The organism is Pseudomonas sp. FW305-25 (assembly GCF_017351415.1).
In the GTDB taxonomy this organism is placed as follows: Bacteria; Pseudomonadota; Gammaproteobacteria; order Pseudomonadales; family Pseudomonadaceae; genus Aquipseudomonas; species Aquipseudomonas chlororaphis.
In genome coordinates, this window is sequence record NZ_JACNDE010000006.1 from 150,322 (window position 1) to 164,167 (window position 13,846).

Below are 13,846 nucleotides of genomic sequence, written 5' to 3' on the forward strand. Positions count from 1 at the left end.
CGCAGGGATCGGCGCTCGCGCGGATTTGCCGATTTTATGATTCCAGGCAGTTTGGTCCGGGCGGTTGCTTGTGTATGCTCCGGCGACGTTTCGGGCTCAATCATTATAAGAACACTGCCTATGACACTCAGCACTGGCCCGTCCGGACCCTCCGTGGAGCCTCGGGTTGTTCGCAAGCAATACGCCATGGAGATGGCGGTAGAGCGCACGCGCCTGCTTTATCAGGGCTCCCTGTTGCCCACCCTGTTCATGCTGCTCAACGGCCTGGTCTGCGCCTGGCTGCTGTGGAGCCCCGAGCGTTATTGGCTGGTCAGCGTGTGGATGGTCTGGTTGCTGGCCCTGGTCGCCCTGCGGGTGATCCAGGTGGCGGCGTTCGACTCGGCGATTCCCAGCCGCCAGGCGCAACCGATCTGGCGCCGCATGTTCCTGCTCGGCTCCGCCGTCAGCGGCCTGACCCTGGCCTGCGCCGGCATCGCCCTGATGCCCACCGACAATTTCCTGCAGCAGGCCTGGGTCTTCGGCCTGATCGGCGCGGCGATCCTCTCGGCCAGCGTGGCCTACGCGGTCAGCCTGCCGGCCTTCCTGTCCTTTACCTTGCCCTGTTTGCTACCGGCGATCGGCTACCTGTTCTGGGGCGGCGACGAGCAGCAGCGCGGCTGGGGCTGGCTGGGGTTGATCCTGCTGGTGTCGCTGAGCGTGGTGGCCTGGCAGGTCAACCGCCTGATCCAGATGGGCTTGCTGCGGCGTTTCCAGAACCAGGCCCTGATCGAACATCTGCAACAGGCGCAGAGCCGCAGCGAACAGCTCAACAGCGAGCTGCTGCGGGAGGTCGAGCAGCGTCGCCGCGCCGAAGAGCAATTGCGCGAGGCCCAGGTCGGCCTGGAAAGCCGGGTGGCCCAGCGCAGCCTCGAGCTGGACGCGGCCAACCAGGCCCTGAGCAAGAGCGAAGCGCGCCTGGCCCTGGCCTTGAAGGCCAGCCAGCTGGGGCTGTGGGACTGGAACCTGCAGACCGACGAGGTCCATCACAGCCATATCAAGGAACTGTTCGGCCTGGAGCCGGAGTTCGTGCGGGCGATGCTCAGCCACCTCAAGCCGCTGCTGCATCCCGAAGACCTGCCGCTGCTCAAGCGCGCGCTGGTGGAGCACCTGAAGGGGCGTACCGAGGATTACCTGGTGGAATATCGCGTGCGGCATGCCGATGGCCGCTGGGTCTGGATCGAGGACTGTGGCCGCGCCGTGGAGCGCGGCCCAGGCGGGCGGGTGCTGCGCATGGTCGGCACCCGGCGCGATATCAGCGCCAGCAAGCAACAGGAAGAGCAGCGCCGCCTGGCGGCGATGGTGTTCGAGGCGGCCAGCGAGGGCATCGTGATCCTCGACCCCGATTACGTGCTGCTGGCGGTCAATCAGGCGTTCAGCCGGGTTACCGGTTACCAGATCGAGGACATGCTCGGGCGCAATGTGGTCGACCTGCCGTGCAGTCGCGACGCACGGCGGCACTTTCCGGTGATTCATCAAGCTCTCGAACAGCACGGCAGCTGGCAGGGCGAACTGGTGGAGGCACGCAAGAACGGCGAGCTGTATCCGCAGTGGCTGCAATTGAACGTGGTGCGCGATACCCGGGGAAAGGTCAGTCATATTGTGGGCTTCTTCGCCGATCTGTCGGCGCGGCGCGAATCCGAGGAGCGCATGCGCTACCTGACCCATTACGACGAACTCACCGGCCTGGCCAACCGTTCGCTGTTTCGCGAACGCTTGCGCGAAGCCCATCAACGGATGCGCCAGGGCGGCCGCAGCCTGGCCCTGGTGCATATCAACCTGGACCGTTTCAAGCTGCTCAACGACAGCCTGGGCCACGACATTGCCGACCAGCTGTTGCAGAAAATGGCGCGGCGGCTGGTCAACGCGCTGCCGGAAGCCGACACCATTGCCCGCTTGTCCGGCGATGAGTTCGCGGTGCTGTTCGATGCCTATGGCAGCCTGTCGAGCCTGACCCGGGTGGCCACCCGCTTGTCGGCGAAGCTGCGTTTGCCGATCACCGTGGAAGGCCATGAGCTGGTGGTCAGCGCTTCCATGGGCATCAGCATGTTGCCCGACAGCGCGCGGGAAATTCCGGCGCTGATCAGCCAGTCGAACATCGCCATGCAACACGCCAAGCACCTGGGCGGCAACAACTTCCAGTTCTACACCGCCAGCCTGCAAGCCAGCACCCTGGAGCGCCTGCAACTGGAGAACCAGCTGCGCAAGGCGGTCGAGGAACGCCAACTGAAGGTGTTCTACCAGCCGAAACTGTGCCTCGCCAACGGCCGCATGAACGCCGCCGAAGCCCTGGTGCGCTGGGACCATCCCGACCTGGGGCGGGTGCCGCCGGGGGACTTTATCGGCCTGGCGGAAGAGATCGGTCTGATTGGCCCGATCGGCGAATTCGTCTTGCGCCAGGCCTGCTGGCAAGCCTGCGAGTGGCAGCGCCAGGGGCTGCCGGCGATTCGGGTTTCGGTGAACCTGTCGGTGCATCAACTGCGCCAGGGCAAGCTGGTCAGCCAGGTGCGCAGCGTGCTGGAAGAGACCGGGCTGGCGCCGCATTTCCTCGAGCTGGAGCTGACCGAAAGCCATCTGCTCGACAGCGTCGAACACATCGTTTCCACCTTCCAGCAGCTGCGTGACCTGGGGGTGAAGCTGGCCATCGACGACTTCGGCACCGGTTATTCCTCGCTGAGCTACCTCAAGCGGATTCCGGTGGACTACGTGAAGATCGACCAGGCATTCATCCGCGGCCTGAGCGAAGGCGGCGCCGACGCGGCGATCACCCGGGCGATCATCGCCATGGCCCATGGGCTGTCGCTGAAGGTGGTGGCCGAAGGGGTGGAGCATCCGGAGCAGCTGGCATTTCTCAAGGAGCAGAAATGCGATGAGGTGCAGGGCTACCTGATCAGTCGGCCGGTGGAAGCCGAGGGGCTTGCGGCGCTGTTGCGGGCCGAGACCCTGTAGCCGCTGCCGCAGGCTGCGATCGGCTGCGCAGCGGCCGCAAAAGGCCAGGAATATCTGAAGTTTTTACGAATACCGGCTGCCCGGCTCCAGCAGCTACAAAGAGCAGGCGAGGCTAAAACAGTGGGGCGCAAAGGTGATTCAGTTACGCATTGAGCAGGCAAAAAGCGAATTCATGTAGTATAACTACAAAATTGCTACATCCTTGGGCGTCTGCCCCATAACAATGAGTCCAGCCCTTTGAATCTGTTGCAGCACATTGCCCAATCACGCCATCTCTTGCGCAAGTCGGAGCTCAAGGTCGCCGATCATGTGCTGCTCGACCCTGCGGCTGTGATGCACAGTTCCATGGCCGACCTGGCCCACAGCGTGGGTATCAGCGAGCCGACCATCGTGCGCTTCTGCCGCGCCATCGGTTGCTCGGGGTTCCAGGACCTGAAGCTCAAGCTGGCCCAGAGCCTGGCCGCCGGGGCGAGCTTCGGCCAGTTCGCGATTCATGAAGACGACTCGGTCGCCGACTACAGCCTGAAAATCTTCGACACCACCCTGCACACCCTGATGGAGGTTCGCGAGAAGCTCGATCCGGTGGAGTTGCAACGGGCTGTGACCCTCATGTCCCAGGCCCAGCGCGTGGAGTTCTACGGCTTCGGCGCCTCGGGCGCGGTGGCGGCGGACGCCCAGCACAAATTCTTCCGCCTACTGCTGACCGCGGCGGCCTATTCCGACCCGCATATGCAGGCGATGTCGGCGGTGACCCTCAAGCCCACCGACGTGGCGATCTGCATTTCCCAGTCCGGGCGTTCCAAGGATCTGCTGATCACCGCCAACCTGGTGCGTGAAAGCGGCGCCTCGCTGATCACCCTGTGCCCGAGCCAGACGCCGCTGGCCGAGCTGTCGACCGTCAACCTGGCGATCGACGTGCACGAAGACACCGAAATCTACACCCCGCTGACCTCGCGCATCGCCCACCTGGTGGTGATCGACGTCCTGGCGATGGGCGTGGCCATGGCCCGCGGCCCGAGCCTGGTCAACCACCTCAAGAGCGTCAAGCGCAGCCTTCGCAGCCTGCGCCTGTCGCCCAAGTCGGTAAAAGCCCTGGACGATTGAACGCTGCGCCTCATCGCCGAGCGTCCCCCTGTAGGAGCGAGCTTGCTCGCGAACAATCGTCAATGATGATGCGGTGTAGCGGAATGAACCGCCGCTTCGCGGCTATCGCGAGCAAGCTCGCTCCTACAAGGGAGGCGGGCGCCATACGGCAGCTTTCATCGTCCTGTCATGGACCCGCCGCCAAACCGTAACGCCCGACGTCCATCTTGAAGCTCCCGTACTCGCATTGGGAGACTCGAAATGGCCCGGCCTTACGAAGAGAGCAACAGCGCAGTCAAGACCCGTCGTCAACAGGAAGACCAGCGCCGCATGGAATTTCGCCGCGCGATCGAACATCGCTGTGAGCTGCGCCGTCTGCAGCAGGAAATCAACGACTACCCCGAGCTGGACGCCGTCAATTACTGGCAGGCAGCCTCGGCAGCTTCCCGTCAAAACGCTCAACAAGCCCGCTGATCTGCACCCGTTCGCTGCGGATAAACCCCAGGAACGCATGCGCTACCGGTGACAGGCGTTTTGCCTTGGCCTGCACCAGGCACCAGCTGCGATACAACGGCAGCTCTTCGACCGGCAACTCGACGAGTCCCCCGGTCGCCAACTCAAGGTTCAGGGCGTGGCGCGTCAACAGCGCCACGCCCAGACCCGCCAGCACACACTCGCGCTGAGCCTCGGCCGACGACACTTCCAGGGTCTGGGTGAAGTGCACGCGCTTTTCCTTGAAATATTCCTCGCAGGCCAGGCGCGTGCCCGAACCCTGTTCGCGCACCAGCAGGTTGTAGGGTTCCAGGTCCTGCAGGCGCAGCGGCCCGAGGTGGCACAGCGGATGGTCGGGCGGCGCCACGGCGACGATCGGGTTATTGAGAAACGGCAGGAATTCCAGGCCCATGTCCTGCGGGACCATGGACATGATCACCAGGTCGTCGCGGTTGTCCGAGAGGCGGCGGATCACCTGGCCCCGATTGACCACCGTCAGTTGCAGGTTGACCTCCGGGTGCTGGCGCTTGAAGGCGGCGAACAGGTGCGGCACGAAGTACTTGGCGCTGGATTCCACCGCCAGTTTCAGCTGGCCCTGCAAGGAACCCTGCATGTCCGACAGTTGCATGTCGAGGTTTTCCAGGCGCCCGAAGATGTCGCGGCTGGCCCGTTGCAGCGCCTCGGCGGCCTCGGTCATATAGAGCTTCTTGCCCACGTAATCGAACAGGGGCTGGCCGATCAGCTCCTCCAGCTGGCGAATCTGCAGGCTGACGGCGGGCTGGGTCAGGGACATTTCGTCGGCCGCCCGGCTGTAGGAGCGCAGATCGCAGACCTCATTGAAAATCTGCAACTGGCGTAATGTCATACGCATCAAGGACTTACGCATTATCTAAGGTCTCGCGCCGAGGGCTGTCGGGTCAACTATAAGTCTTTGCTTATGAGCGACCCAATAATTATTGATTTTTGTTAATTCATCGACAGGAATAGTGTGGGCCTGCGACTGGCTTGAAACATTTGGTCACGCGCCGACCCGGTCGAGGGTCTGTACGAAAAGTAGGCGAGCGAAGGTCAGGCAAGGCAAAAACAGGCGAGGAACGGCTGGGGTCGCATTCGACTTTAGGGGCCTAAATGAGCATTCCGAGCCTGTTTTTAACGCAGCATGGCCTGCGTAGCGCCGAAGGCGCCCAGCGCGCAGCCACTTTTCGTACAGACCCAGCGGGTTGTTTGTTCCAACGGCTCAAGGGTACCTCCAAGTGATAAAAAAGATCCTGATCGCCAACCGTGGTGAGATTGCCGTACGAATCGTGCGTGCCTGCGCCGAGATGGGCATTCGCTCGGTCGCGATCTTCTCCGACGCCGATCGCCATGCCCTGCATGTGAAGCGCGCGGATGAAGCCCACAGCATCGGCGCCGAACCCCTGGCCGGCTACCTGAACCCGCGCAAGCTGGTGAACCTGGCCGTGGAAACCGGCTGCGACGCGCTGCACCCCGGCTACGGCTTCCTTTCGGAAAACGCCGAGCTGGCGGACATCTGCGCCGAACGTGGGATCAAATTCATCGGCCCATCGGCTGAAGTGATTCGCCGCATGGGCGACAAGACCGAAGCCCGCCGCAGCATGATCAAGGCAGGCGTGCCGGTCACCCCGGGCACCGAAGGCAACGTCGCCGATATCCATGAAGCCCTGAGCGAAGGCGACCGCATCGGTTACCCGGTGATGCTCAAGGCCACTTCCGGCGGTGGCGGCCGCGGCATTCGCCGCTGCAACAGCCGGGAAGAACTGGAGCAGGCGTTCCCACGGGTGATTTCCGAGGCGACCAAGGCGTTCGGTTCCGCCGAAGTGTTCCTGGAAAAGTGCATCGTCAATCCCAAGCACATCGAGGCGCAGATCCTCGGCGACAGCTTTGGCAACGTGGTGCACCTGTTCGAGCGCGACTGCTCGATCCAGCGCCGCAACCAGAAGCTGATCGAGATCGCCCCCAGCCCGCAACTGACCCCGGAACAGCGCGCCTACATCGGCGACCTGTCGGTGCGCGCGGCCAAGGCCGTGGGCTACGAGAACGCCGGTACCGTGGAGTTCCTGCTCGCCGACGGCGAGGTGTACTTCATGGAGATGAACACCCGGGTGCAGGTGGAACACACCATCACCGAAGAAATCACCGGCATCGACATCGTTCGCGAGCAGATCCGCATCGCTTCCGGCCTGCCGCTGTCGGTGAAGCAGGAAGACATCCACCACCGCGGTTTCGCCCTGCAGTTCCGGATCAACGCCGAAGACCCGAAGAACAACTTCCTGCCGAGCTTCGGCAAGATCACCCGTTACTACGCGCCCGGCGGCCCCGGCGTGCGGACCGACACGGCGATCTACACCGGCTACACCATTCCGCCGTTCTACGACTCCATGTGCCTGAAGCTGGTGGTCTGGGCCCTGACCTGGGAAGAGGCGATGGACCGTGGCTTGCGCGCCCTGGACGACATGCGTCTGCAAGGGGTCAAGACCACCGCCGCCTATTACCAGGAAATCCTGCGTAACCCGGAATTCCGTAGCGGCCAGTTCAACACCAGTTTTGTGGAAAGCCACCCTGAGCTGACCAACTACTCGATCAAGCGCAAACCCGAAGAGCTGGCCCTGGCCATCGCCGCCGCCATCGCCGCCCACGCAGGCCTTTGAATGCAGCGGCAAGCTGTGAGCGGCAAGCTGCAAGTAGAAGCAGATCGGCTTTTTCTTGCGGCTTGTAGCTTGAAGCTTGTCGCTATGAGGAGATAAGAATGTCCAAGAAGATCTTTGTTACTGACACCATCCTGCGCGACGCCCACCAATCGCTGCTGGCGACCCGCATGCGCACCGAAGACATGCTGCCGATCTGCGACAAGCTCGACAAAGTCGGCTACTGGTCGCTGGAAGTCTGGGGCGGCGCGACCTTCGACGCCTGCGTGCGCTTCCTCAAGGAAGACCCGTGGGAGCGCCTGCGCAAACTGCGCGCCGCGCTGCCCAACACCCGCCTGCAAATGCTCCTGCGCGGGCAGAACCTGCTGGGCTACCGCCATTACAGCGACGACGTGGTCAAGGCCTTCGTCGCGAAGGCGGCGGTCAACGGCATCGACGTGTTCCGCATCTTCGACGCCATGAACGACGTGCGTAACCTGCGGGTGGCCATCGAAGCGGTGAAAGCCGCCGGCAAGCACGCCCAGGGCACCATTGCCTACACCACCAGCCCGGTGCACACCATCGAGGCGTTCGTGGCCCAGGCCAAGCAGATGGAATCCATGGGTTGCGACTCGGTGGCGATCAAGGACATGGCCGGCCTGCTGACCCCTTACGCCACCGGCGAGCTGGTCAAGGCACTGAAGGCCGAGCAATCGCTGCCGGTGTTCGTCCACTCCCATGACACCGCCGGCCTGGCCGCGATGTGCCAGCTCAAGGCTATCGAGAACGGCGCCGACCACATCGACACCGCGATCTCCAGCTTCGCCTGGGGCACCAGCCACCCGGGCACCGAGTCGATGGTCGCCGCCCTTAAAGGCAGCGAATTCGACACCGGCCTGGACCTGGAACTGCTGCAGGAGATCGGCCTGTACTTCTATGCCGTGCGCAAGAAGTACCACCAGTTCGAAAGCGAATTCACCGCGGTCGACACCCGGGTGCAGGTCAACCAGGTGCCGGGCGGGATGATTTCCAACCTGGCCAACCAGCTCAAGGAGCAGGGCGCCCTGAACCGCATGAATGAAGTGCTGGCGGAGATCCCGCGGGTGCGTCACGACCTCGGCTACCCGCCGCTGGTAACCCCGACTTCGCAGATCGTCGGCACCCAGGCGTTCTTCAACGTGCTGGCCGGCGAGCGCTACAAGACCATCACTAACGAGGTGAAGCTGTACCTGCAAGGCGGCTACGGCAAGGCACCGGGCGAGGTGGACGAGAAGCTGCGGCGCCAGGCCATCGGCAGCGAAGACGTGATCGACGTGCGCCCGGCCGACCTGCTGAAGCCGGAAATGACCAAGCTGCGCAATGACATCGGCGCCTTGGCCAAATCCGAAGAAGACGTGCTGACCTACGCCATGTTCCCGGACATCGGGCGCAAGTTCCTCGAAGAACGCGAAGCCGGCACCCTGACGCCGGAAGTGCTGCTGCCGATTCCGGAAGCGGGCGGCGTGAGCTCGGCCGGCGGCGAAGGCGTACCGACCGAGTTCGTCATCGACGTGCACGGCGAGACCTACCGCGTCGACATCACCGGTGTCGGCGTGAAGGCCGAAGGCAAGCGCCACTTCTACTTGTCCATCGACGGCATGCCGGAAGAAGTGGTGTTCGAGCCGCTCAACGAGTTCGTCGGCAGCGGCAGCAGCAAGCGCAAGCAGGCCAGCGCGCCGGGCCATGTCAGCACCACCATGCCGGGCAACATCGTCGACGTGCTGGTCAAGGAAGGCGACACCGTCAAGGCCGGCCAGGCGGTGCTGATCACCGAAGCCATGAAGATGGAAACCGAAGTCCAGGCGGCCATCGCCGGCAAGGTCACCGCCATCCATGTGGCCAAGGGCGACCGGGTCAACCCGGGCGAAATCCTGATCGAGATCGAAGGCTGAATTTCAATCCTTCATCGGTAACGTTTTACCTCGGGGGGGCTACGGCCTCCCTTTTTTTTGCCTGTTGCCCGGGGCGGCGGGGGGCAATGCGCGGCCGCTACAGGCGGCTTGAGGGATATTTCCAGGCTGGAACGAGCATCATGTGAATGTATTTTAATGCACTTATTACGTTATGAATTTTATCTATCTGCATTACAATACGTGTGAAGGCCTTATGGCTCATTAAAAGTGCACTAAAATGCAGGTGACAAAGTGCTTCGGCTGACTTTGCAGCTCTACTGCGCAGGGGCATGGAACGACGCCATGACCCTGACCTTCGACAGGCCCGAAGAGGGCTTCGCCAGCCCCTGCCGTTTTGGTTATGTCCAGCAGTACCTGGTGGATAACCTGGAGGCTGTCGCCAGCCCGCTGGCCAGGTCGGTCAGTGCGCAGATCCCATTGGGCTGGGAGTCGTGGTGGGAAGAACGGGCCCCGGCCTTTCTCTATGACCTTGCCCCGGCGGCAGCGACCGGGCGCTTCCTGCTGCGCCAGATTGGTCACGAGCGGCCGGACGGCATGGGCGTCGAATTGTTCCTCTTGAGTCGGTCCACCGCGGCGCCCATCGGCAACCTGCGGATCAAGGAGTCGCTGGCGGGCTTGCGCAGGCGTCCGGCGCTGGGGTTTTCCCGGGACCAGGTGATCGCCCTCGATAATCGCTTTCTCGAGTACGCCCACGAGCAGGGCGCGGCGTTCGGCGGTACTGCGAGCATCGGCGGTGAGGCGCCCAAGCTGCTGCTGACTCAAAACCGCGAGGGCCTGCTGTACCCCGATGCGCTGCTCGACGACGCCTCGGCGGCGCGCCACTGGTGGGTGAAGTTTCCCCGTAACCCGGCCACGCAGAATGACGGCGACATCCTCAGGAGCGAATTCCACTATTACCGGGCGCTGCAACAGTTGGGCATCGATACGCTGTCGGCCGAGGGCCTGGCCCTGGAAGAAGGCCCCAGGCCCAGCCTGTGGATGCAGCGCTTCGACCGTCGGGTAACGCCGGCGGGGGTGGAGCGCCTGGCGGTGGAGTCGATCTATTCCCTGGCGGGGCTGGTGGGCCATGGCCAGGGCATGCGGCACACCGAGGTGCTGGGGATCCTCGCCGAACTGTGGCGAGCCACGGGCCAGGAATCGGCGATCCCCGAACTGGTGGCGGATTACCTGCGCCGGGACCTGCTCAACAAGATCCTCGGCAACTCGGACAACCATGGACGCAACCTCTCGATCATCCGCACCGACAGTCGGGTGCAGCTGGCGCCGATCTACGATCTGGCGCCCACGGTCATGGACGATGAGGGCATTACCCGGACCATCAAGTGGCCCGGGCGCATGGAAGTGGCGGGTGATGTGGACTGGCGCCTGGTATGCGCGAGCCTGAAGCCGCTGCTCGACCCCGAAGCCGCCCTGACGCGCCTGCGGGAGGATGCCGAACGGCTGCGGGCCTTGCCGGACCTGTTGCACGCCAGCGGCTTGCCCGACGCCACCCTGAATCACCCGCGCATTCACTTGCGCCACTTGGACCGACGCCTGCAGGAGTGGGGACTGCGATGAGTACAACCCTGGAAGAACGCGGCGCGCTGATCGACAACATCCAGCAGGAGCTGGCGGCCGGCCGCTTGCCGCTTGGCGATGCGGTCAGGCGCCTGCGCAGCGAAGTCACGGGGCTGCACCAGAGCCAGTTCGCCAGGATGTGCCGGATTTCCCTGCGCACCCTGATCCACATCGAACACGGTGACGGCAACCCGACCCTCAAGTCGTTGAACGCGGTGTTCAAGCCCTTCGGTTTGCAGATGGGGGTGCTGGCCGTGCAGAAAACCAGTCGCGCCCGCTCGCTGCTCAGTGATCTCGAGCGCCTGGAAAAGGGCCCGGGTACGCCCGGGCCCTCGGCACCCCACTGAGCCTCAGTCGCGCTCGGCGTAAGCCTTGCCGTAATGCCGCTCCATCCGCGCCTGGATCAGTTCCAGGCCGATCGACAGCAGCCAGTAGATGATCGCTGCGGTGCTGAGCATTTCGATGTAGCGGTAGCTGGAGCGGCCGTAGGACTGGGCCAGGAACATCACTTCCCAGACACCCATCACCGAGATCAGAGACGAATCCTTGAGCATCGAGATGAACTGGTTGGTGGCCGGCGGGATGATGGTGCGCATGGCCTGGGGCAGGGTCACCTGCCAGAAGATCACGCTGTCACTCATGCCCAGGGCCAGGGCCGCCTGGCGTTGGCCGTGGGGCACGCCGAGGATGCCGGCGCGGAAGATCTCGCTGAGGTAGGCGCCGTAGTTCAGCGACAGGGCGATGATCCCCGCGGCGATGGCGCCCGGCACCACGCCCAGTTGCGGCAGGCCGAGGTAGATCAGCAGGATCTGGATCAGCAGCGGCGTGCCGCGAAAGAACGAGGCGTAGAAACTGGCGATGCCAAAGGCCACGGCGCTTTTCGACAACCGGGCCAGCGCGGTGACGAAGCCCAGCAGCGACGACAGCACGATCGAGCAGAGGCAGAGGAACAGGGTCAGCGCCGCGCCTTGCAGAAAACCGTTGGGGGCCAGGGTGATGCCGAGCAGGTTGGGCAGCTTGTCGAGGATGATCGAGAACTTCAGGTCGAAGCTCAGGAAGAAACTGGCGAACAGGCCGAACAGTACCGCCCAGGTCAGGTACAGGCGGGCGCGGAAACCGAAGAGGCGTTTGACCAGCGGCTCGGCCAGCGTTTGCGGTGGCCGGGGCGGTTGCGAAAGAGAAGTCATTGGCTGATGTCGGCGCCGATCCATTTCTGCGAGAGCTTGCTCAGGGTGCCGTCCTGTTTCAGCTGGGCGAACACTTCACGGACCTTGGCATGCCACTGGGCGTCGCCTTTCTCGATGGCCACCGAGTTGGGTTCGGCGTACAGCGGCTCGCCGGCGAGCTTGAAGCGCGGGTCCTGGGCGAGGCGCGGCTGGGCCGTTACCAGGTTGGTGAGGATCGCGTCCAGGCGCACGCCAACGCCCAGGCCGAGGTCCTGGAAGGCCACGTTGTCGGTGTCGTACGGGGCGATCTGCACGTTGTCGAACGGGTACTGCAACCGGGTGTCCTCGGCACCCTCGATCACCAGGTTCTTGTTCAGGTAGCTCTCGTAGCTGGACGCGCTGGTCAGGCCGACCTTCTTGTCGCTCAGGTCCTTGGCGCCGTGGATACGATCGTCCTTGGCGTTGACTACGATCACCGCTGGCGAGGCGTAGTACTGCACCGGAAAGTCGAAGACTTCGGCGCGGGCCTTGCTCGGGGTCATGGAGCAGATGCAGATGTCGTAGCGGCCGCTCCAGCGGCCGGCGGCGATCACGTCCCAGGACGGCGTTTCCAGGCGCAGCTTCACCCCCAGTTTGTCGGCCACGGCCTTGGCTACGTCGACGTCGAAGCCATCGAGCTGGTTCTGATCGTTGAGGAAGGAGAAGGGCGGGTAGCTTTCCATCAGCACGCCGACCAACTCTTTTTTCTGTTCGATACGGTCCAGGGTGGCACCGGCAAAAGCCTGGCTGGAGGCAGCGAGAATCGTCAGGCCCAGGGCCAGCAGCGGTTTGAATTTCATTGGAATCCCGGGCAGAAAAAAGGTTGTTATTAACTGAACGGTGCGTATTAAATAGTTATAAGAACGACTCAGATAGTGAGTTATTTTCATAAGCATATGAGTAAAGAGCATATGGGCGCAGGCAGCAGGGTAATTCTGGATGGCGGCATGGGTCGTGAACTGCAACGCCGTGGGGCGCCGTTCAGGCAGCCCGAGTGGTCGGCGCTGGCCCTGAGCGAAGCACCGCAGGCAGTGGAAGCGGTGCATGCGGCTTATATCGAAAGCGGTGCCAACGTCATCACCAGCAACAGCTACGCGGTGGTGCCGTTCCACATCGGCGAAGCGCGTTTTGCCGCCGAAGGCCAGGCGCTGGCGGCGTTGGCCGGCGAACTGGCGCGGCGCGCGGTACAGGCTTCCGGCAAACCGGTGCGGGTAGCCGGTTCGCTGCCGCCGCTGTTCGGCTCCTATCGCCCGGACCTGTTCGAGGCCGGTCGTGCCGCCGAGTTGCTGGCACCGCTGGTCAACGGCCTGGCCCCGCATGTCGACCTGTGGCTGGCGGAAACCCAGAGCTCCACGGTCGAGGCGCGGGCGATCCACGCCGGCCTGCCCAAGGACGGCAAACCCTTCTGGCTATCGTTCACCTTGCACGATGAGAACCCAGACCAGGTGCCACGCCTGCGCTCCGGCGAGCCGGTGGCGGACGCGGCGGCGGTGGCCACGGAGCTGGGGGTGGAAACCCTATTGTTCAATTGCAGCCAGCCGGAAGTGATAGGCGCGGCGATCGACGCGGCGCGGGCAACCTTCGAGCGGCTGGGGGTGAAGATCCATATTGGCGCCTACGCCAACGCCTTCCCGCCGCAACCGAAAGAAGCCACGGCCAACGATGGCCTCGACCCGCTGCGCGACGACCTCGATCCGCCGGGTTACCTGCAATGGGCGGCCGACTGGCGGCAACGCGGCGCCAGCCACCTGGGCGGTTGCTGCGGTATCGGGCCGGAGCACATTGCGGTGCTGGCGCAGCAGCTGGCCTAAACCGTGCGACTCCTTGATATCCCGGCCACGCTCGCAGCGTTCTTGCTGGCGCCGGAGACCCTGCGGGTCTATCGCAGGCTGCGCCAGCGGCTACAGGGCAGTGCCGGGCACGATAA

At 63.7% G+C, this 13,846-nt stretch carries 10 protein-coding genes and 1 pseudogene; 8 read left to right on the forward strand and 3 right to left on the reverse strand.

Annotation, left to right across the window (positions count from 1 at the left end):
- Positions 1-120 precede the first annotated feature (120 nt).
- From J4E58_RS08580 to J4E58_RS08590, 3 genes are all read left to right on the forward strand, one after another.
- Positions 121-2,985 (forward strand): EAL domain-containing protein, encoded by a 2,865-nt coding sequence (locus J4E58_RS08580; RefSeq protein WP_087087440.1) that lies wholly within the window; start codon positions 121-123, stop codon positions 2,983-2,985.
- Between the two features lie 237 nt (positions 2,986-3,222).
- The gene (gene hexR, locus J4E58_RS08585; RefSeq protein ID WP_007927594.1) at positions 3,223-4,089 is read left to right on the forward strand and encodes a transcriptional regulator HexR; all 867 of its coding nucleotides are present in this window, start codon (positions 3,223-3,225) and stop codon (positions 4,087-4,089) included.
- A 240-nt stretch (positions 4,090-4,329) separates the two neighbouring features.
- The gene (locus tag J4E58_RS08590) at positions 4,330-4,542 is read left to right on the forward strand and encodes a PA3496 family putative envelope integrity protein (protein ID WP_081002350.1); all 213 of its coding nucleotides are present in this window, start codon (positions 4,330-4,332) and stop codon (positions 4,540-4,542) included.
- Here the strand turns inward: J4E58_RS08590 and J4E58_RS08595 are convergent.
- Complete coding sequence (locus tag J4E58_RS08595) at positions 4,484-5,446, reverse strand: LysR family transcriptional regulator (protein ID WP_028683627.1); 963 nt, start codon at positions 5,444-5,446, stop codon at positions 4,484-4,486. The two genes, J4E58_RS08590 and J4E58_RS08595, sit on opposite strands and share 59 nt — an antisense overlap.
- 367 nt (positions 5,447-5,813) lie before the next feature.
- On the opposite strand from J4E58_RS08595, the gene J4E58_RS08600 reads away from it, so the two are divergent.
- The 4 genes and pseudogenes from J4E58_RS08600 to J4E58_RS08615 all read left to right on the forward strand — a co-directional run.
- Positions 5,814-7,229 carry an acetyl-CoA carboxylase biotin carboxylase subunit gene (locus J4E58_RS08600; protein WP_087087442.1) on the forward strand — a complete coding sequence of 472 codons (1,416 nt, stop codon included), beginning with the start codon at positions 5,814-5,816 and terminating at the stop codon, positions 7,227-7,229.
- A gap of 98 nt (positions 7,230-7,327) precedes the next feature.
- Positions 7,328-9,136 carry a sodium-extruding oxaloacetate decarboxylase subunit alpha gene (gene oadA, locus J4E58_RS08605; protein WP_087087444.1) on the forward strand — a complete coding sequence of 603 codons (1,809 nt, stop codon included), beginning with the start codon at positions 7,328-7,330 and terminating at the stop codon, positions 9,134-9,136.
- A gap of 303 nt (positions 9,137-9,439) precedes the next feature.
- A complete protein-coding gene (locus J4E58_RS08610) occupies positions 9,440-10,714 on the forward strand; it encodes a type II toxin-antitoxin system HipA family toxin (RefSeq protein ID WP_087087446.1) in 1,275 nt (424 codons plus the stop codon).
- Positions 10,711-10,977: pseudogene (locus J4E58_RS08615) on the forward strand (helix-turn-helix domain-containing protein); the annotation flags it as partial. The gene J4E58_RS08610 and the pseudogene J4E58_RS08615, both read left to right, overlap by 4 nt.
- 87 nt (positions 10,978-11,064) lie before the next feature.
- Here the strand turns inward: J4E58_RS08615 and J4E58_RS08620 are convergent.
- Both J4E58_RS08620 and J4E58_RS08625 read right to left on the reverse strand, forming a co-directional pair.
- Entirely contained in the window at positions 11,065-11,901 is an 837-nt protein-coding gene (locus J4E58_RS08620) for an amino acid ABC transporter permease (RefSeq protein ID WP_087087450.1), read from the reverse strand.
- Positions 11,898-12,719: an ABC transporter substrate-binding protein gene (locus J4E58_RS08625; protein WP_087087452.1), complete on the reverse strand. Its 822-nt coding sequence runs from the start codon at positions 12,717-12,719 to the stop codon at positions 11,898-11,900. The genes J4E58_RS08620 and J4E58_RS08625 overlap by 4 nt, the downstream gene beginning before the upstream one ends.
- Positions 12,720-12,830: 111 nt before the next feature.
- On the opposite strand from J4E58_RS08625, the gene J4E58_RS08630 reads away from it, so the two are divergent.
- Entirely contained in the window at positions 12,831-13,730 is a 900-nt protein-coding gene (locus tag J4E58_RS08630; RefSeq protein ID WP_087087454.1) for a homocysteine S-methyltransferase family protein, read from the forward strand.
- Positions 13,731-13,846: the final 116 nt, after the last annotated feature.